The organism is Pseudomonas sp. GLN_2, from assembly GCF_043106005.1.
Lineage (GTDB): Bacteria > Pseudomonadota > Gammaproteobacteria > Pseudomonadales > Pseudomonadaceae > Aquipseudomonas > Aquipseudomonas alloputida.
In genome coordinates this window covers 20,676-38,491 of record NZ_JBICMC010000067.1, presented here as the reverse complement: position 1 = coordinate 38,491, position 17,816 = coordinate 20,676, and the positions used below count along the sequence as shown (strand labels likewise).

General features: G+C 62.4%; 17 protein-coding genes. 4 read left to right on the top strand and 13 right to left on the bottom strand.

Features of this window, described 5'->3' with window-relative positions:
- Positions 1-101: 101 nt before the first annotated feature.
- From phaG to ACF8Q6_RS15850, 4 genes are all read right to left on the bottom strand, one after another.
- Complete coding sequence (phaG, locus tag ACF8Q6_RS15865; RefSeq protein ID WP_012053618.1) at positions 102-989, bottom strand: (R)-3-hydroxydecanoyl-ACP:CoA transacylase; 888 nt, start codon at positions 987-989, stop codon at positions 102-104.
- A gap of 336 nt (positions 990-1,325) precedes the next feature.
- Positions 1,326-2,024, bottom strand: a complete 699-nt coding sequence (locus tag ACF8Q6_RS15860) for a pseudouridine synthase (protein ID WP_392494243.1) — start codon at positions 2,022-2,024, stop codon at positions 1,326-1,328.
- An 8-nt stretch (positions 2,025-2,032) separates the two neighbouring features.
- Positions 2,033-2,245, bottom strand: a complete 213-nt coding sequence (locus tag ACF8Q6_RS15855; protein ID WP_003252007.1) for a cysteine-rich CWC family protein — start codon at positions 2,243-2,245, stop codon at positions 2,033-2,035.
- Complete coding sequence (locus ACF8Q6_RS15850; protein ID WP_392494245.1) at positions 2,238-3,719, bottom strand: diguanylate cyclase; 1,482 nt, start codon at positions 3,717-3,719, stop codon at positions 2,238-2,240. Before ACF8Q6_RS15850 ends, ACF8Q6_RS15855 begins: the two co-directional genes overlap by 8 nt.
- Positions 3,720-3,931: 212 nt before the next feature.
- Here ACF8Q6_RS15850 and ACF8Q6_RS15845 point away from each other — a divergent pair, with 212 nt between their 5' ends.
- On the top strand, positions 3,932-4,381 hold the full coding sequence (locus ACF8Q6_RS15845) for a hypothetical protein (protein WP_392494247.1): 450 nt from the start codon (positions 3,932-3,934) through the stop codon (positions 4,379-4,381).
- A 44-nt stretch (positions 4,382-4,425) separates the two neighbouring features.
- Here ACF8Q6_RS15845 and ACF8Q6_RS15840 read toward each other — a convergent pair whose 3' ends face one another.
- A complete protein-coding gene (locus tag ACF8Q6_RS15840) occupies positions 4,426-5,532 on the bottom strand; it encodes an enoyl-CoA hydratase/isomerase family protein (RefSeq protein WP_014592228.1) in 1,107 nt (368 codons plus the stop codon).
- A 126-nt stretch (positions 5,533-5,658) separates the two neighbouring features.
- Between ACF8Q6_RS15840 and ung the strand changes: the two genes are divergently transcribed.
- The gene (ung, locus tag ACF8Q6_RS15835) at positions 5,659-6,351 is read left to right on the top strand and encodes a uracil-DNA glycosylase (protein WP_012053614.1); all 693 of its coding nucleotides are present in this window, start codon (positions 5,659-5,661) and stop codon (positions 6,349-6,351) included.
- A 26-nt stretch (positions 6,352-6,377) separates the two neighbouring features.
- Here ung and ACF8Q6_RS15830 read toward each other — a convergent pair whose 3' ends face one another.
- The 6 genes from ACF8Q6_RS15830 to ACF8Q6_RS15805 all read right to left on the bottom strand — a co-directional run bounded on the left by ACF8Q6_RS15830 (position 6,378) and on the right by ACF8Q6_RS15805 (position 13,689).
- Complete coding sequence (locus ACF8Q6_RS15830) at positions 6,378-8,060, bottom strand: bifunctional metallophosphatase/5'-nucleotidase (RefSeq protein WP_392494249.1); 1,683 nt, start codon at positions 8,058-8,060, stop codon at positions 6,378-6,380.
- 90 nt (positions 8,061-8,150) lie between these two features.
- Positions 8,151-9,206, bottom strand: coding sequence for an AbrB family transcriptional regulator (locus ACF8Q6_RS15825; protein ID WP_392494250.1), 1,056 nt, complete (start codon positions 9,204-9,206; stop codon positions 8,151-8,153).
- Positions 9,199-10,713, bottom strand: a complete 1,515-nt coding sequence (locus tag ACF8Q6_RS15820) for a tripartite tricarboxylate transporter permease (RefSeq protein ID WP_119713329.1) — start codon at positions 10,711-10,713, stop codon at positions 9,199-9,201. Before ACF8Q6_RS15820 ends, ACF8Q6_RS15825 begins: the two co-directional genes overlap by 8 nt.
- A gap of 1 nt (position 10,714) precedes the next feature.
- Positions 10,715-11,173 (bottom strand): tripartite tricarboxylate transporter TctB family protein, encoded by a 459-nt coding sequence (locus ACF8Q6_RS15815; RefSeq protein WP_017147937.1) that lies wholly within the window; start codon positions 11,171-11,173, stop codon positions 10,715-10,717.
- A gap of 199 nt (positions 11,174-11,372) precedes the next feature.
- Positions 11,373-12,353, bottom strand: coding sequence for a tripartite tricarboxylate transporter substrate binding protein (locus ACF8Q6_RS15810; protein WP_003252023.1), 981 nt, complete (start codon positions 12,351-12,353; stop codon positions 11,373-11,375).
- 46 nt (positions 12,354-12,399) lie between these two features.
- The gene (locus tag ACF8Q6_RS15805; RefSeq protein WP_003252026.1) at positions 12,400-13,689 is read right to left on the bottom strand and encodes an OprD family porin; all 1,290 of its coding nucleotides are present in this window, start codon (positions 13,687-13,689) and stop codon (positions 12,400-12,402) included.
- Positions 13,690-13,889: 200 nt separating this feature from the next.
- On the opposite strand from ACF8Q6_RS15805, the gene ACF8Q6_RS15800 reads away from it, so the two are divergent.
- Both ACF8Q6_RS15800 and ACF8Q6_RS15795 read left to right on the top strand, forming a co-directional pair.
- A complete protein-coding gene (locus ACF8Q6_RS15800) occupies positions 13,890-14,561 on the top strand; it encodes a response regulator (protein ID WP_010952527.1) in 672 nt (223 codons plus the stop codon).
- A complete protein-coding gene (locus ACF8Q6_RS15795; protein ID WP_012053609.1) occupies positions 14,554-15,933 on the top strand; it encodes a sensor histidine kinase in 1,380 nt (459 codons plus the stop codon). Before ACF8Q6_RS15800 ends, ACF8Q6_RS15795 begins: the two co-directional genes overlap by 8 nt.
- A 65-nt stretch (positions 15,934-15,998) precedes the next feature.
- Here ACF8Q6_RS15795 and ACF8Q6_RS15790 read toward each other — a convergent pair whose 3' ends face one another.
- Entirely contained in the window at positions 15,999-16,805 is an 807-nt protein-coding gene (locus ACF8Q6_RS15790) for an HDOD domain-containing protein (protein WP_161774364.1), read from the bottom strand.
- A 55-nt stretch (positions 16,806-16,860) separates the two neighbouring features.
- Positions 16,861-17,802, bottom strand: a complete 942-nt coding sequence (locus tag ACF8Q6_RS15785) for a YgfZ/GcvT domain-containing protein (RefSeq protein WP_392489833.1) — start codon at positions 17,800-17,802, stop codon at positions 16,861-16,863.
- Between the last annotated feature and the right edge of the window lie 14 nt (positions 17,803-17,816).

Here is a 17,816-nt window from a genome sequence, read left to right as displayed (position 1 = left end):
GACTTTTTACCAGAACCTTCAGCGAATTAGAAGCCCAAGTTATAAAAAAGCTTGTCGGCGCCCCGTGGCCTGCGGGTATTGGCTACAAGGCGCCGAGCCGCTCAGATGGCAAATGCATGCTGCCCCTGTTGCACGGGTTGGTAACGTTGGCGGGGTTCACGCACGGTTGGCTTGAGGAACCCCAGCATGACACTGCGGGTGTTCTCGCAGGCGGTCTTGTTCTCCATGTCCAGGAAGTGGCCCGCATCGCGGATCACGCTGAACTGGCTTCTGCCCACATGCTTGCTGAACTGCCGCGCATCTTCCACTGTGGTGTACTCGTCGCGTTCGCCGTTGATGAACAGCACCGGGATGTTGATATTGCGCGCGCCTTGCAGCGCACGTTCCAGGTCGTGCTCCAGCACCTGGTTGATGTGGAAGTGCATCTGTGCGTACTCGTGGCTGTCCAGGCTGCTCACATGGCGGTAGTTGAAGCGTTTGAACAGCGACGGCAAGTGCTTGCCGATGGTGTCATTGACCAGGTTGCCGACCTGATAACGGTCGCAGGCGGCCAGGTACTGGCAGCCACGGTCCAGATAGTCGCGCATCGGCGCGTTGATCACTGGCGAGAACGAACTCACCACTGCCTTCTTCACGTACCGCGGCTGGTGCGCCAGCGCCAGCAGCGTGCTTGCGCCACCCCACGAAAAAGACATCACGTGGTCTGCCTGGAAGTGCTCGATCAGCTCAAGGAGGATATGCGCCTCGGTCTCCTTGCTGATCAGCCGTTCCTGACGGTTGTGCGGCTTGGACTTGCCTGAATACGGCTGGTCGAACAGAACCACGTTGAACTGTGGGTGCAGGTTACGTACCGTCTGGGCGAACGAGGCCGTGGTGGCCAGCGAGCCGTTGATCAGGATGATCGTATTTTCGGCCGCATCCGCGCGATAGAACTCCGTGTAAACCCGATACTGACCTTGGATATCAAGTACAGCGATTTCTGGCCTCATGTCATCGACTCCTGGCGCAAAAAGGGTATTCGCGTCACCTAGGGTGCACGTTCTTTATGACAGGTAGGCATTTGCCTGAAGATAAACCGGGGGCCCTGTGTCGATCCTTGGCACGTGCGTCGACGGTATTGTTTTTGGCGGGCAATTTGCCGTGCCCCAAGGCATCTAGGCTTTGGGTGGCCGGCAAAAAGTGTCATCGGCTGCAGGTGTGACTTGGTAGTCACATGCAGACTGACGATTTGGATTCAAGCAGTGGGTTGGGGATCGCGCAAGTGCCGTTCGGTAAGTAATGTGACTTTTGTCGCTGAGCGGTCGTGTGACGACACGGGCTGTCTGTCACGCCTGGACAGTGGCTATCTCATTGGCCGTCAGTTCACGATACTCCCCCGGCGCCAACCCCGGATCCAGCCGGATCGCTCCCATGCTCTCCCGATGCAGCCCCACCACCTTGTTGTTGAAGTGCCCGAACATGCGTTTGACCTGGTGGTACCGCCCCTCGACGATTGCCAACCGGGCTCGGTGGAGGCCGAGGATCTCCAGCTGGGCTGGTTGGGTGGTGAGGTCTTCGAAGGCAAAATAGAAACCCTCGCGAAACTTGGCCACATAGTGCTCGCCAATCTCGTCCTCGGTGTCCACCAGATAATGCTTGGGCAGCTTGGTAGCAGGCTGGGTCAGGCGCCGTGACCACTGGCCATCGTTGGTCAGGATCATCAGGCCGGTGGTGTTGAAATCCAGGCGCCCGGCTATGTGCAGGTCATCTCGCAACGCCGTGGGCAGCAGGTCGAGAACGGTACGGTGCTGCGGATCGTGGGTGGCGCTTACGCAGCCAGTGGGCTTGTACAGCATCAGGTAGCGGGCCGGACGGCCGGCCTGCAGCAGTTGCTCGTCCAGCTCTACGCGGCTGAATTCACGCACATCGGTCAGCGGGTCACTGGCGACCTTGCCGTCCACCCGCACGCGGCCTTGCGCCAGCATCAGGCGAACTTGCTGGCGGTTGTAGCTGGGCAGGTTGGCGAGGAAACGGTCAAGGCGCATGGCAACGATCAGTGGGCAGCGGATGGACGGAGCTGTTCTTCAACGGCGGCGCAGCGCGGGCACAGACAGGCCTTGTTACGCAGTTCATCGGGCAGGGCCTGAAGCACGGCCGGGTCGATGGTCACGCTGTAGCACCAACACGCCTGGGTGGCACGGCGTGGGTCGGCCAGGCTGCACTGGTTGAGGGCACCGCAAGCGGGGCAGTGTTGCTTGTCATTCATGGCGGGTTTCACTGCAGACGCGGTTGCGGCCAGCCTGCTTGGCACGATAAAGCGCGCGGTCGGCGCGGGTCAGCAGGGCGTGCAGGGTATCCCCCGGTTGCAGGCTGCTCAGGCCGATGCTGGTGGTCAGTCGCAGCGGCTGGTTGTCGTAACTGAAGGTCAGCTGTTCGGTGCGTCGCCGGATCTTTTCCGCCACCTCGATGGCCTGGACGCCTTCAGCTTCGCGCAGCAGCACGATGAATTCCTCACCGCCCCAGCGGCACAGTATATCTGACTGACGCAGGCTGCCTTGCAGCACATTGGCGAATTGGCGTAGCACTTCGTCACCTGCCAGGTGGCCGTGGTTGTCGTTCAGTGCCTTGAAGTGGTCCAGATCAATCAGCAAGGCCACCAGAGGGCTACTGTCGCGCCGGGCTTCTCGCAGCGCCTGGGCGGCGAGCAGGTCGAAGCTGCGCCGGTTGTGCAAGCCGGTGAGGCTGTCGAGCGTGGCCAAGGCTTCGGTGCTGGCCTGGTGGCGGCGGACCATGGCATGCACCAGTGCCAGCACCACCAGTGTGATCATCGTACAGATCGCCAGGTTCAGGTACAGCGCGTGGCGAATGCGGTCGAGGACGCCGGTTTCGCGTTTGTCCACCAACAGGTACCAGTCCAGTTCGGGCAGGTGACGAACGTTGAGAAAGTGGCTGTGGTTTTCGCTGTCATGGTACTCGTGGCTGCCTTCGCCCGGCACCCGTTGCTCGGCCAGCATGGCTTTCAGATCAGGGTTGTCGCTGAGTGGCTGGCCAACTTGCAAACCATGCGGACCACCCTCCGAGCCGGTCAACAGCACCTTGCCTTTGGCATCCGTGAAGAGCACCGCGCGCTGGTAGCGGCGTTGGTACTGATCGATCAGCTTGACCACCGACGATACGCTCAGCCCTACGCCTGCCGCGCCGATGAAGCGCTGCTGGTAGTCGTGCACCTGGTAGTTGATGAACACGGTCAGGCTGTCCTGGTTGGCCATGTCCAGATCGACGTTGATCTCATAAGGGGCCTTGAGTTCACGCAGACGGAAATACCAGGCATCACGCCAGGTGCCTGGTTCGACGTGCTTGAGCACGCCTTTGGCCTGGTAGTAGGTCCGCGTGCGATCGGACACGAAAAAGGACGTGAAGATGTCCTGCTTGCCCATGACCTCGCTCAGGTAGCGGGTCATGCGTTCGGTATCCTGCTCGCCGGACAGCACCCAGTCGCGCAGGAAGGTGTCCTGGGCCATCATCGAGGCGATCAGCACCGGGCGGATCAGGTCTTTCTGGATTTCCGAGTAGACAGTGTCGGAGGTCAGCGGCAATTCGGTATTGATGATGCCGTCGCGGATGGCGCTGCGCGAGGAGAAGTAGCTGAGCAGCGAGGTGGCCAGGAAGCCGCAGGCCAGTAACACGAGCAGGGTAACGATCAGCGAGCGTTGCGAGAACAGAGCGGAACGTAAGGGCATGATCTTCCCGTGATGTGTGCCGAGCCGCTTATTCTAGTGAGATGGCCGACAAATGACTGCAAGTTTTTCAGGGTTATTTCACCTGTATCAAGTTATTGCAGAAATGGCACTGCACCTGCGCGCCGCTGTCTTAGTCAGTGTCGATTGACGCATCTCGTCTCGACGCTCGCCAGCGCCGCTGTTCGGGCACTCCAGCGGTCCAGGAGGCCGCCATGTCCTATCGAATCCTGTTGATCACCCTGCTGGGGCTGATGACTTCGGCCTGCGCCCCGTACCATGAGCGCGGGGGCTACTACCGTTCGGACTACTACTCCTCCGACCGCTATGTGGCGCCGGGGTATTACCGCTATGACCGTTACTATGTGGCGCCTGCACCGCGCTACTACTATCAGCCTGCTCCCCGTTACTACAATCGGTCGGCCCCTGTGCCCCATTACCGGCCCTATTCACAGCCGCGGATGAACCAGTGGCATGGCAACCCGCGCTATGACTACGGCAATCGCCAGCGGCAAGATTACCGGCAGGACCGGGATCGCCATGACTATCGCAATGACAGCCAGCGTTACCGGCAGGGCGACCGGCACTCCAACCGGCAGGTTGACGACCGCGGGCGTTGGGACGGGCGGCGCGGGCAGGAGCGAGGAGGGAACTGGCAGCGCTAGCTGAGCGGAGGCGGGGGCTGAAAAGCAGCCCCCGGATCAGCAGGCTAACCCACATCCGCCAATGGGTGCCGCCCTTCCCACGCCTTGGCAAAATGCGCCTCGACTACCGCCGCCGGCACTTGCGCCACATCAGGCCAGTGCCAGCGCGGCTGGTTGTCTTTGTCCAGTAGGCGAGCGCGCACGCCTTCACTGAATTCAGGGTGGCGGCAACAGTTCAGGCTCATGCTGTATTCCATCTGGAACACTTGCGCCAACGACAGGTACCGCGCCCGGCGGATCTGCTCCCAGACCAGATGCGCCGTCAGCGGGCAACCCTCATGCAGACGGTGGCCGGCATCTGCTAGCAATGGGTCGTCATGCTGCTTGAGCCTTTCCAGCGCGCGCCAGGCTGAAGCCGCATCCGCCACGTCGAGTAACTGATCGATCTCATGCCGTCGTGGCAGCCACTGGGCATCAGGCAGCTCGGCGCAGGCACGATGCTGCTCGGCCTTGAGCAAGCTGTTCAGTTGTATGGCGGTCTGCTCCTGCCAGTTGAGTTGTACCAACTCCTCGATCAAGGCCTCTTGCTGGTGCTCGCCCAGAAAACGGTCAGCCAGGCCCAGGTCAAGGGCATCGCGGGCATTGATCGGCGCACCGGTCAGGCCGAAGAACAAACCCAGCTTGCCCGGCAGCCGGGCCAGGAACCAACTGGCGCCTACGTCAGGGTACAGGCCGATGCTGATTTCCGGCATGGCCAGCCGGCTGCTGGGTGTGACGATACGTACATTAGCGCCTTGCAGCAGCCCCATGCCGCCACCCAGCACATGCCCATGGCCCCAGCACAGCAACGGTTTGGGGTAGGTGTGCAGGGCAAAGTCCAGGCGGTATTCGGCGGCGAAGAAGGAGGCCGCCAGCGGTGGGACACTGCCGGGGTGGTCGCGGCAGGCTTGCGCCAGCGCACGGACATCGCCGCCTGCGCAAAAGGCTTTCGCCCCGTTGCCGCGCAGCAGCACGCAGACGATACCCGGGTCGCGGGCCCAGGCATGCAGTTGTTCGCCCAGCACCTCGATCATTGGCAGGTTCAGGGCGTTGAGCGCCTTGGGCGCATCCAGGGTGGCGATGCCGATGCGGGCGCCATCGACGCCGGTGAGTACCTCGCAGTGAATGGTCATGGACTACCTCTCGCAAGTCATCGCCCAAGTATGGCTTGCCTGGCCAATCATGCCGGTCGTCGGTCGGATCGTTTGACAAGCGCGAAGGGCTTACCTAGTGTCGCGCCATTGTTTATGGAAGGCCCCATGACTGACGACGATCGCATCAAACTCGAACCCAGCTGGAAGGCCGCATTGCGCGGTGAATTTGACCAGCCTTACATGCACCAGCTGCGCGAGTTCCTGCGTGGCGAGTACGCTGCCGGCAAGGAGATCTACCCGCCAGGGCCGCTGATCTTCAATGCGCTCAATTCGACACCGTTGGGCCAGGTGAAGGTGGTCATCCTCGGTCAGGACCCGTATCACGGGCCGGGGCAGGCCCATGGCCTGTGCTTTTCGGTGCAACCGGGCGTGGCCACGCCGCCGTCGCTGGTCAATATCTACAAGGAGCTGCAGCGCGACCTGAACATCCCGATCCCCAGCCACGGCTACCTCCAGAGCTGGGCAGAACAAGGCGTTCTGTTGCTCAACACGACCATGACCGTCGAGCGCGCCAATGCCGCGTCGCATGCCAAGAAAGGCTGGGAATTGTTTACCGACCGGATCATTCAAGTGGTCAGTGAGCAATGCCCGAACGTGGTATTCCTGCTATGGGGGGCGCATGCACAGAGCAAGCAGAAGCTGATCGACGGTACCAAGCACCTGGTACTGAAGTCGGTCCATCCTTCGCCGCTGTCGGCGTATCGCGGGTTCATCGGTTGCGGGCATTTCAGCCGTACCAACAGCTTCCTCGAGCAGCGGGGGCTCGGGCCCATCGACTGGGCACTGCCCCCGCTGTGAGAAACCGGGGTGGGGTACGCAATCGCTCAGGGCGTCATGCTGATGCGCGGCTCGCTGCGCTGGCCAATTGCAATACCCCGCTCATGGTTCTGGCGCACATACGCCACCAAGGCTTCCAGGTCGGAGATGCCGGTGTCCTGGCGTCGCCTTCCTTCTTTGAAAGTGGCCAAGCCACCGCCACCATCGGCCAGGAACAGGTTGCTGACGACGCGATAATGGGTCAACGGCTCAACGGGTTTGCCGTGAAGACGCACACTGCCCTCGACGACACGGCTGCCGACAGGCCGTGAACCATCCCATTCATAATGGAAACCCTTCGATACTTGCAGCGGATTGAAACTGCCCCTGTTCCATTGAAGGTTGAGCAGTTCGGTAATCTGCTTGCCTGTCAGTTCCTGAACCACCAGTGGGTTATTGAACGGTTGTACGGCAAATAATTGTTCGTAGGTCAGGTCGCTATCGGCAGGCTGGATAAGATCACTGCGCAGCCCACCCAGGTTGAGAAAGGCAACTTGTGTCTGAAACGCCTGGGTCATGGCCAATTGGGCATCCGTGACCAGGTTCCCCAAGGTTGTTTCACCGGCGGCATTTTCTTTGCGGTCAAGTTCTGCCGTCGAGATGCGTCCTATGGGTTCGAGCAATTTTTCCCCGGACCGCTGACGCACTTCCTCCAGCAAACTCGTCAACTTGGCATTCGGCAGGTAGTTCTGTGGGTCAGCAGGAATATTGCGGGCGGTGATGTTCGTGACGTGATGGGTGCCTGGCGTTACCTGCAACTTCAACTGAGTCAGGAAGTGGCCGTATTTGCCAGCCTGAGTGATGCTCAGGTCACCCACCTTGCATTGATAGCTGGCATGCGAGTGACCGCTGATGACAGCATCTACCGCGGGATCCAGCCGCTTCGCCACGTCGACGACCGCGCCACTCAGCTGGCTGCAATCCTGCGTGTCGAACGGCTCGACCGTATCCCCTCCCTGGTGCATGACCGCAATGATTGCATTGACGCCTTTGGCCTTGAGCTCCGGAATCACGTCATTGATGGCTTGCGCTTCATCTGTGGCTTTGAGCCCTGCGAATGCTCTGGCCGAGACCACTTTTTCCATGTTGCGTGGCACGGCACCGACGAACGCTATCTTGACCCCTTTCACCTCTTGAATGTGATAGGCCGGTAGCAAGCGCTCGCCCGTGGTGGTATCGATCAGGTTGGACGCTATGTAAGGGAAGCCACTTCCTGGATAATTGCCGCGAAACGTGCAGGCCTTTTCAGGGCGCGTTGACTCGCATCCTCCGTGGATCTGACGAAGAAACTCGGCCTTGCCTGCATCCAGTTCGTGGTTCCCGGATGCGCTGACAATCATGCCCATCGCGTTCAAGGCCTCAAGCACAGGCTCGTCAGCCCACAGCGCAGAAATGGCGGGGCTGCCCCCTATCAAGTCGCCAGCCCCGATGAACAGCAGATCGGGGTCCTGCGTTCGCAGTTCATCGAGCATGGCGCCGAGTGTGGCGATGCCGCCGTAGGTCAGGCGGGTAGCGCCTTGCGCGCCGGCGTAGTCCTGGGGGTTGGGTTCCAGGTAGCCGTGAAGATCATTGATAGCCACGACGTTGATCTGGACGGGGGCAGGTGACTCTGCGGCAAGGCTGCCTGCGCTGATGGCAAGGCATGCCCAGGCAATAGCCGAGCGATAGTTGCAAGAAAGACGGACTTTCATCATTACCTCTTGAATGCCGGGAAGTGTGGGTTGGCTGGCGATCAGGGCAGCAATCCGACTCTATTCACCCGGGCATTGGGCAAGTGGTAACTATCTATCTTCAGGGTACTTGCAGCTCGAATGCCTGTTGTCCCACAACCGGAAGAGCGGTTCTGCCAGAAACAACACCAGGATCAGGCGCATCACCTGCAGCGCCGTCACCAGCGGCACTGACAATTGCAACGTTTCGGCCGTGAGGCTCATTTCGGCGATCCCGCCAGGCATCATCCCCAGTGTCAGCGAACGCAAGTCCAGTGCAGTCATCATGCTCAGCACCCACGCGGCACTGCCGGCAATCGCCATGCACAACGCCGTGGCCATCAAGGTGCGCCCCAGGAACGACGGTGCGCGGCGGAAGAACGCGCGGTTGAAGTGGCAGGCCAGGCCGCTGCCGATGAGCCACTGGCCGATCTGGCTGGCGCCATTGGGCAGGGCGATCTGCAGGTTGCCGGCCAGGCTGACCGTAGCCGCGACCAGCAATGGCCCGAACAGCCAGGGGTTGGGCTGGCGCAAGCGCTGCCAGAGCAAGGCAACGGCAACACCCAAGGGCGCAATCAATGCCAGCCAGCCCCAGCTCACGCTACCGGTGTGGTTCAGTGGTACCCCGTCACCCAGCAGAAACTTGAACAGCGCCGGCACGCACAGCACCACTGCCAGCACACGCAAGCTCTGCGCTGCCGCCACCTGGCTGAGCACCGCGCCATTGCGCGCCCCAAGGTTGACCATCTCTCCCGAACCTCCAGGCATGCTGGCGAAGAACGCGGTGGCGCGGTCTTCGCCGGTTCGCCGCAGCAGCCATACGCCGATCACGCTGGACAGGGTGGTGAACAACGCACCGAAGAAGATCAGCGCGAAATGGCTGGCCACCTGCTCAATCACCGCAGGGGTGAAGTGCAGGCCAATACCGATGCCGATGATCCACTGCCCGCACTTGCGGCCGTTGGGGATTTCCGAAAGCTGCCAACGCGTCAGGCAGCGCACCAGGATGATCGCCAGCAATGAACCGACCATCCATGGCAAAGGCCAGCCGACCTTGCTGGCGGCAAAACCGCCAGCAAGGCCGACCAGCCCGGTCGCGACGAACAATGGCAACGACCGATCAGGCATCGGCCAGGGCCCGGCGCTGCAGGCTGCGTTTGCGCCAGATGCGCAGCAGCGGCAGGGCGAGCATCAGCACTACCAGCGCCCAGACGCCCATGCTGATCGGGCTGGACCAGAGGATGCCCAGTTCACCGTTGGAGATCGACAGCGCCCGACGCAGGTTTTGCTCCATCAGCCCGCCGAGGATGAAGCCCAGCAGAATCGGCGACAGAGGGAAGTCCAGCTTGCGCAGGATGTAGCCCATGATGCCGATACCGACCATGAGGAACAGGTCGAAGGTAGTGGCATGCACGGCGTAAACGCCGATCGCGGTGATGATGGCGATCACCGGCACCAGCGCCCAGTTTGGCACGGCGAGGATGCGGGTGAAGATGCGGATCATCGGGATGTTGAGGATCACCAGCATGATGTTGGCGACGAACAGCGAGGCGATCAGGCCCCAGACGATATCTGGCTGCTGTTCGAACAGCAGTGGGCCAGGGGTGATGTTGTACAGGGTCAGGGCGCCGATCATCACAGCCGTGGTGCCAGAGCCCGGTACGCCCAGGGTCAGCATCGGAACCAGGGCGCCACAGCAGGACGCACCAATGGCCGTTTCCGGCGCTGCCAGGCCGCGGGCATCGCCTTTGCCGAACTTGCCGCTTTCCCCGGCCATGCGTTTCTCGGTCATGTAGGCCACGGCGCTGGCCAGCGTTGCGCCGGCGCCGGGTAGAACACCCATGATGAAACCGAGCAGGCCGCAACGGATGTTGACCAGGAACACCGAGGCCGCTTCCTTGAAGTTGAACAGCATGCGGCCGGTAGCCTTGACCGCTTGGTGGCCATGGTGGGTCTTTTCCAGCAGCAGGAGGATTTCGCTGACGGAGAACAGGCCCAGCACGAGCACCACGAACTGAATACCGTCGGCCAGGTGCACGCTGTCACCGGTGAAGCGGTACACGCCGCTGTTGGCGTCGATGCCGACCGCCGACAGGAACAAGCCGATTAGAGCGGCAATGAAGGTTTTCAGTGGTTTGTCACCGGCCATGCCACCCAGCGCGACGATGGCGAACACCATCAGCACAAAATACTCCGCCGGGCCGAAGGCGATGGCCCATTTCGCCAGCAGTGGGGCGAACAACACCATGCCGCAGGTGGCGATCAAGGCGCCGATGAACGAGCTCCAGGCCGACAGCGACAGCGCGACGCCTGCCAGTCCTTGGCGAGCCATCGGGTAGCCGTCCAGGGTTGTCATCACGGTCGAGGCTTCGCCTGGGATGTTCAGCAGGATCGAGCTGATACGCCCGCCATATTCGCAGCCCAGGTACACCGCGGCCAGCAGGATCAGCGCCGATTCCGGCGGCAGGCCGAGGGCAAAGGCGATGGGGATCAGCAGGGCCACGCCGTTGATCGGGCCCAGGCCCGGCAGCAGGCCGACCACGGTGCCGATCAAGGTGCCGGAGAGGGCGGTGACCAGGTTGTAGGGGGACAGGGCAATGCCGAAGCCCTGGCCCAGGTAGCTCAAGGTATCCATGTCAGTTCTCCAGTACGCTCAGCAGGCCAAGGGGCAGTGGCACGTCCATCACACGGTCGAACAGCCAGTAGAGGAAAATGCTCATGCCGGCCACCACAATGGCGCTTTGCAGCCAGCGGCCACCGTACAGCCGAGCCATGGGCAGGCCGACCAGGATGGCGCTGAGGATGAAGCCGAGCGCTTCGAAAGTGGCGGCGAAGACGATCAGCAGGCCGACACAGGCGGTGATCTTGATCAGGGTCTCGCGGTCCAGCTCCGGTTCGTCATCCTTGCGCACGATGGGCGTTGGGCGGAACACCAGGTACAGCAGGCCCAGCCCCATCAGGCCGAGCACCAGCAGCGGGTAAGCGCGCGGGCCCACCGGTTCATAGGAGAATGCAGCCTGATAGGGCCAGGCCATCACGGCCAGGGCGGCACACACCGCCAGCAGGGCCAGGGCGAAAATGCGTTGAAGGATCATTGGGGAATCCTCGCTGGGATTGCTCAAGTGAAATGCACATCCTGTGGGCGCGGCCTTGTGTCGCGATCGGGCGCGAAGCGGCCGCTAAACCTGCCGATGCGATCAGTCCGAAGCATCGTATCGGCTTTGCCAGGGGCCGCTTCGCGCCCGATCGCGACACAAGGCCGCGCCCACAGGGGTGGTGGTGAGTCCGACAGGCTTACTGGATCAGGCCGAATTCCTTGGCCAGTGCCTTGTAGTCAGCCACTTGCTTCTTCACATAGCCGTCCAGCTCTTCGCCGGTCATGGCGAACGGGAACAGCTCGCGCTGGTCTCGCAGCTTGGCGAAGTCCTCGGAGGCCAGCATCTTGTCGAACGAGGCCTTCCACCAGGCGTAGTCCTCGTCGCTCACTTTTGGCCCCAGGTAGAAACCGCGCACCACCGGCCAGACGATGTCGTAGCCCTGCTCCTTGGCAGTAGGAATGTCTTTCATTTCCGGCTCGTCCAGGCGGTTTTCAGAGAACACCGCGAGGATGCGCATGTTGCCGCTCTGGATGTGCGGCATGGAGTCGGAAATGTCGGTAGAGCCGACCTGGATATGGCCGCCCAGCAATGCCGTGGCGATTTCGCCGCCGCCCTCCAGGGCCACGTAGCGCAGGTCGCGCGGGTTTATGCCTGCGGCCTTGGCGATCAACGCGGTCTGCATCCAGTCCTGGCTGCCGACGGTACCGCCGGAACCGATCACGACCTTGCTCGGGTCTTTCTTCAGCGCTGCGACCAGGTCATCAAGTGTCTTGTAGGGCGAGTCGCTTTTCACCGCGATGGCACCGTAGCTGGTGCCGACGGCAGCCAGCCATTTCACCGCGTTTTCGTCAAAACGGCCGAATTTGCCCTGGGCCAGGTTAAGCAGTGAGCCGCTGGACCAGGCCACCAGCGTGCCGGCGTCTGCCGGGCGCTGGGCGACCACGGCGTTGTACGCGACCGCGCCGACACCGCCGGGCATGTAGGTGACGCGCATCGGCTTGCTGAGGATTTTTTCTTGTACCAGTGCGCTTTGCACCAGCTTGCAGGTCAGGTCGAAGCCACCGCCAGGGGAGGCGGGTGCGATGCATTCGGGGCGTTTCGGTTCTGCAGCGAGGGCGTTGCCGGCCAACAGCAGGCAGCCGGTAGCGAGGACGAGGCGGCGCAGTGAAAAGGTCATCGTCGATCTCCGTGAGCGTTGTTGTTATTGGATTACCGCTATGGGGTTACCACAGCGCCACGCTGTAGCTGACCAACAGCCTCACTTCATCCGCGTCACGGGCGAAGTTGGAGCGGAAGGTGGCGTTGCGCAGGCGCACGGCGACGTTCTTCAACGGGCCGCTTTGTACCACGTACTTCAGTTCGGTGTTGCGTTCCCACTCTTTGCCTTCGCCACCGGCAGCACGGCTGACGTTGTCACCGCTGATATAACGGGTCATGAAGGTCAGGCCCGGTACGCCGAGCGCGGCGAAGTTGTAGTCGTAGCGCGCCTGCCAGGAGCGTTCGTCGGCACCGGCGAAGTCGTTGATCTGGACGAAGTTGACCAGGTACGGGTCGGCGCCATCTACATACGGGAAGGCACTTTCGCCAGACAGCTGCTGCCAGGCGGCGCTGACCTTGTGCCCGCCCAGGGCATAGCTGAGCATGCCGTTGACGGTGGTGTTGTCGATGTTGCCGGCCTTGGCTGCACCGGCGTCATCGCTGATGGCAAGGCGCAGGTCGGCACCCAAGGTGCCCGGGCCCCATGGCTGGGTGGCGACCATGCCGATGAAGTGCTGGCGGTAAATATCGTCGAGCTGGGCGAAGTGGTAGCTGCCGGTGATGCGGTCGGTGAACTGGTAGTCGAGCCCGCCCAGGGCCAGGTTGTCAGCGCTGAAGCTGCCACCGAAGCGGCCGTTCTTGTTGTTCAGCGCCAGGTCTTCCCAGTTGGTGTCGTTGCGGTCCTTGGCCTTGTCCAGGCGGCCACCGGTGAAGGTCAGGCCCTTGATCTCTTTGGAGGTGAGCAGGCCGCCCTCGAAGGTTTGCGGCAGGATACGCCCGTCGTTGGGCTGCAGGGTCGGCAATTCGGGGATCAGGGTGCCGATCTTGAGTTCAGTCTGGGAGATCTTCACCTTGCCGGTCAGGCCCAGCTTGGAGTATTCGTCGGCAGCCTTGCCGTCATCGTGGGTCGGCAGCAGGCCGCTGTCGGTACGGTCGGGGCTGGAGTCGAGCTTGATGCCGAGCATGCCCAATGCGTCCAGGCCAAAGCCTACGGTGCCATCGGTGTAGCCAGACTCGAAATTGAGGATGAAGCCCTGGGCCCATTCATCGCGCTTGGATTGCTGCGCGCTGGTGCCGTCGCGGAAGTCGCGGTTGAAGTACATGTTGCGGGTTTCAAAGGTGGCCGTGCTGTCTTCGAAGAAGGCGGCCTGGCTCATCGGGGCGACACCGGCAAGCGCGAGGGCGCTGGCGATGGCTGAGGGGCGTGCGGCAAAGGAACGGGTAGGCGCGAACGCCTGCGGCTGCAATGACAGCATCGTCGATGACTCCGTTTATTGTTCTTATTCGTTGCACCTTGCTGGTGCTTTTTTCGGTGCGAAGGGCGACCGTGGTGCGATGCTAGGCAACGAACCTTTCGCTAACCTTTCAGCGTGAAAGGTTTGTCACGAGGGGCTTCACAGGCGTGGTGACAGCGGTACACTCCGCGCCACCGCCCCACCCGAGCCGGGAGAATCCGATGCGTGTGCTACTGGTCGAAGACCACCTGCAACTGGCCGAAAGCGTGGCCCTGGCCTTGAAAAGCCATGGCCTGACCGTAGATGTGCTGCATGACGGCGTGGCTGCCGACTTGGCGCTGGCCAGTGAGGAATACGCCGTGGCCGTGCTGGATGTCGGCCTGCCGCGCATGGACGGCTTTGAGGTACTGGCGCGCTTGCGAGGCCGTGGCAAAACCTTGCCAGTGCTTATGCTGACTGCGCGCAGCGACGTCAAGGACCGGGTCCATGGCCTGAACCTGGGCGCTGACGATTATCTGGCCAAGCCGTTTGAGCTGACCGAGCTGGAAGCGCGGGTCAAGGCCTTGCTGCGCCGCAGTGTGCTCGGTGGCGAGCGACAGCAACGCTGTGGGCCGTTGGTGTATGACCTGGACACCCGGCGCTTCACCCTCGGTGATGACAACCTGACGCTGACCTCACGCGAGCAGAGTGTGCTGGAAGCGCTGATCGCCCGCCCGGGTCGGGTGATGAGCAAGGAGCAACTGGCTGCCCAGGTGTTTGGCCTGGACGAAGAAGCCAGCCCTGACGCCATCGAAATCTACATTCACCGGCTGCGCAAGAAGCTCGACGGGCACCCCGTAGCCATCGTCACTTTCCGTGGTCTGGGTTATTTGCTTGAGCACCGCGATGCGTGACAACGGCAGCCTGCGCGGGCGCTTGCTGGGTAATTTGGCGCTGTTGCTGGTGGTGCTGATGCTGGCCAGCGGCCTTAGCGCCTACTGGAATGGCCGCGAGGCCGCCGACACCGCCTACGACCGCACCCTGCTGGCTTCGGCGAGAACCATCGCCGCGGGCCTGTCGCAGCGCGATGGTTCGTTGAGCGCGGATGTGCCTTACGTGGCGCTGGACACGTTCGCCTATGACAGCGCGGGGCGCATTTACTATCAGGTGCTGGATATCCAGCAAAGGCTGATTTCTGGCTACGAGAATCTGCCGCCACCGCCGCCTGGCACGCCGCGCACCGATGACTATCCGGCATTGGCACGGTTCTACAACGCCACTTACCTGGGCCAGGACGTTCGTGTGGTCAGCCTGCTGAAGCCGGTCAGCGAGCCGAACATGAACGGCATGGCAGAAATCCGCGTAGCCGAAACCGAGGAAGCGCGGGTGCGTATGGCGCGAGGGTTGATGGCCGATACCCTGCTGCGCCTGGGCATGCTGGCACTGGGGGCGTTGGTGATGGTGTGGTTTGCCGTGAGTGCCGCGTTGCGGCCGTTGGAGCGCCTGCGCACAGCGGTGGAGGAACGTCAGCCGGACGACTTGCGAGCGTTGCCGGTGGTACAGGTACAGCGCGAGCTGGGCCCGCTGGTGCGCGCCTTGAACCACTTTACCGAGCGCTTGCGCGGCCAGTTCGAGCGCCAGGCGCAGTTCATTGCCGACGCGGCCCACGAACTGCGAACGCCGCTGGCGGCGTTGAAGGCACGTGTCGAGCTGGGCTTGCGCTCGGCCGAGCCACAGGAGTGGCGGCAGACCTTGGAGTCTGCAGCCCAGGGCACCGACAGGCTGACCCACCTGGCCAACCAGCTACTGTCGTTGGCGCGGGTCGAGAATGGCGCACGGGCCATTGCCGAGGGCGGTGCGCAGCGTCTGGATTTGAGCCAGCTGGCCCGCGAATTGGGCATGGCCATGGCGCCTTTGGCGCACAAGCGCGGGGTGGCGTTGGCGCTGGAGGCCGAGGCGCCGGTGTGGCTGAAGGGGGAGCCGACATTGCTCAACGAGTTGTTGAGCAACCTGGTGGACAATGCCTTGGCGCATACGCCAGCGGGTGGCAATGTGATTTTGCGGGTAATGGCGCCGGCGGTGCTGGAAGTGGAAGACGACGGGCCAGGTATTCCCGAGGCCGAGCGCGAACGGGTGTTCGAGCGTTTCTACCGGCGAAGTGCGCAGGGCAGTGGACTAGGGCTGGCGATCGTTGGCGAGATCTGTCGGGCGCACCTGGCGCAGGTGAGCCTGCATGATGGCGAGAAGGGCGGGTTGCGGGTGCGGGTGAGTTTTATTGCGGATTGAGGGTTTGCCTGTGTCGACCCTTTCGCGGGCTCACCTGCGAAAGGGCCCAGGCAGGCTGTTACAGCTCAGCGCAACATGCTCCGCGCCTCTAGCAGTTCATCGACCTCCAGCTCGGTGCCGAACGGCAGCCCCAGATGGCGGTAAGCCGGCAGCGCAGCCAATGGCCGATGGCGCCCGCGCTGACTGATGCAGCGGGCGATCTGCACGATGTCGATGTAATCAATCTTGTCAGTCTGGCGGTCCAGGTCATGAACCTGGCTCGGCAGGTTGACCAACTGCTCCGGAAACTCCCAGGCCTTGAGGATCTTGTCCCCCAGCACCGGCTGGAGTTGCTCGATCACGTAATGCAGGCAAACCGGGTCGGACAACAGTTCGTTGTGCTCTTCGGCATAGATGAGTACCGGCAGCGCGCCAATCTGGTTGACCAGCCCACCCAAGGTGGCCTGGTCAGGCTTCAGAGGTGTAAAGCGACGGCAGATTTCGTAGCTGATGCCCGCCACTTCCAGGCTACTGGCCCAGATATCGCGCAGTTTCTGTTCGACTGCCGGCGAGCGGGCATGGAAAATCTGCTCGATCACCAGGCCGATGGCCAGGTTGCAGCTGTAGTTGATGCCTAGCCGCGTGATGGCGGTATGCAGGTCGGTCACCTCGACCGCAGCACGCAGCAGTGGGCTGTTGACGACCTTGATCAGGCGCGCTGACAGGGCCGCGTCGCGGCCAATCACCTTGCTCAGGGCCGCTACGCTGATCTCGCTGTCTTCCGCTGCTTCGCGGATGCTCAAGGCAACCTCGGGCAGGGTTGGCAAGACCAGGTCATCCTTTTCGATGGCGTCGAGCAATTGTGCTTGAACCAACTCGGCCAGCTTGTTCATGGGCATGTCTACCGCAGTGGTGGTGCGGCCCCGCCACAGGGGTGGGGCAGGCTGGTCAGCGCTGGATTTCCCGGTCGCGGTCCAGTTCGTAAGGCAGGGTCAGCACCTGCAGGCGCGGGCCTTCGAGGCTGCCCAGGTGCAGGTTGCCGTCTTCCACCGCCTCGGCGCTGAGCACCGCGAGCAGTTCGCAGCCCGTGCCGTTGCCGGCAGCAATGACCACTTCACCGACCGACGACCCATGGGTGGGTGAGAAAATCTCGGCGCCCGGGGCCGGAATGGCCTGCTGGTCCAGGGCCAGGCGGTACTGGCGGCGCTTGAGTTTGCCCAGGTACTGCATGCGGGCGACGATTTCCTGGCCGGTGTAGCAGCCTTTCTTGAAGCTGACGCCGTCGACGGCCTGCAGGTTGATCATCTGCGGGATGAACAGCTCACGGGTCGGGCCCATGACCTGGCCGATACCTGCGCGAATCTGCCCCAGCAGCCAATCGTTGATACTGCCTTCGGGCAGCGCTGCGGCAAGGGCCTGGCGTACAGGCTCGGCGTCAGCCGCCGGCACCCACAGCTCAACCCGGCCGGCGGACACGGCGATCGCGATCAGCCCGTCATGGCGCACGGTGCTACCGGCGGCTGCGGGCACGACAAGCCCCAGCGCCTGCAGTGCAGCGTCGCCACCTTGCAGGCCGAAGCGTGCCCATGCGGTGCTTTCGTCGGTCAGCGTGGCCTTGGAGAACACGGCGTACTTTTTCAGGTCGGCCAGTTGCGCGTCGAGCAGTTCACTGGCCATGGCCAGCAAGTAGCCGTTGCCTTCGGGCACTATGCGGAAGCTCGACTGCATGCGCCCCTTGACCATGCAGCGGGCGCCGAGGCTGGCGTGTTCCTGGCTGAGGTAGTTGATGTTGCAGGTCAGCTGGCCTTGCAGGAACTTGCCTGCATCGGAGCCGCGGACGGCGAGGATGCCCTCGTGGGACAGGGGGCAGAAGAAAGCGGAATCGGCCATGGGTCATCGCGGTG

Coding starts and splice junctions, on each gene's coding strand:
- ung (WP_012053614.1), top strand. CDS start 5,659: ATGACTGACGACGATCGCATCAAACTCGAACCCAGCTGGAAGGCCGCA.
- ACF8Q6_RS15810 (WP_003252023.1), bottom strand. CDS start 12,353: ATGACCTTTTCACTGCGCCGCCTCGTCCTCGCTACCGGCTGCCTGCTG.
- ACF8Q6_RS15815 (WP_017147937.1), bottom strand. CDS start 11,173: ATGATCCTTCAACGCATTTTCGCCCTGGCCCTGCTGGCGGTGTGTGCC.
- ACF8Q6_RS15800 (WP_010952527.1), top strand. CDS start 13,890: ATGCGTGTGCTACTGGTCGAAGACCACCTGCAACTGGCCGAAAGCGTG.
- ACF8Q6_RS15825 (WP_392494250.1), bottom strand. CDS start 9,206: ATGCCTGATCGGTCGTTGCCATTGTTCGTCGCGACCGGGCTGGTCGGC.
- ACF8Q6_RS15820 (WP_119713329.1), bottom strand. CDS start 10,713: ATGGATACCTTGAGCTACCTGGGCCAGGGCTTCGGCATTGCCCTGTCC.
- ACF8Q6_RS15795 (WP_012053609.1), top strand. CDS start 14,554: ATGCGTGACAACGGCAGCCTGCGCGGGCGCTTGCTGGGTAATTTGGCG.
- ACF8Q6_RS15855 (WP_003252007.1), bottom strand. CDS start 2,245: ATGAATGACAAGCAACACTGCCCCGCTTGCGGTGCCCTCAACCAGTGC.
- ACF8Q6_RS15860 (WP_392494243.1), bottom strand. CDS start 2,024: ATGCGCCTTGACCGTTTCCTCGCCAACCTGCCCAGCTACAACCGCCAG.
- ACF8Q6_RS15805 (WP_003252026.1), bottom strand. CDS start 13,689: ATGCTGTCATTGCAGCCGCAGGCGTTCGCGCCTACCCGTTCCTTTGCC.
- phaG (WP_012053618.1), bottom strand. CDS start 989: ATGAGGCCAGAAATCGCTGTACTTGATATCCAAGGTCAGTATCGGGTT.
- ACF8Q6_RS15850 (WP_392494245.1), bottom strand. CDS start 3,719: ATGCCCTTACGTTCCGCTCTGTTCTCGCAACGCTCGCTGATCGTTACC.
- ACF8Q6_RS15845 (WP_392494247.1), top strand. CDS start 3,932: ATGTCCTATCGAATCCTGTTGATCACCCTGCTGGGGCTGATGACTTCG.
- ACF8Q6_RS15785 (WP_392489833.1), bottom strand. CDS start 17,802: ATGGCCGATTCCGCTTTCTTCTGCCCCCTGTCCCACGAGGGCATCCTC.
- ACF8Q6_RS15790 (WP_161774364.1), bottom strand. CDS start 16,805: ATGAACAAGCTGGCCGAGTTGGTTCAAGCACAATTGCTCGACGCCATC.
- ACF8Q6_RS15840 (WP_014592228.1), bottom strand. CDS start 5,532: ATGACCATTCACTGCGAGGTACTCACCGGCGTCGATGGCGCCCGCATC.
- ACF8Q6_RS15830 (WP_392494249.1), bottom strand. CDS start 8,060: ATGAAAGTCCGTCTTTCTTGCAACTATCGCTCGGCTATTGCCTGGGCA.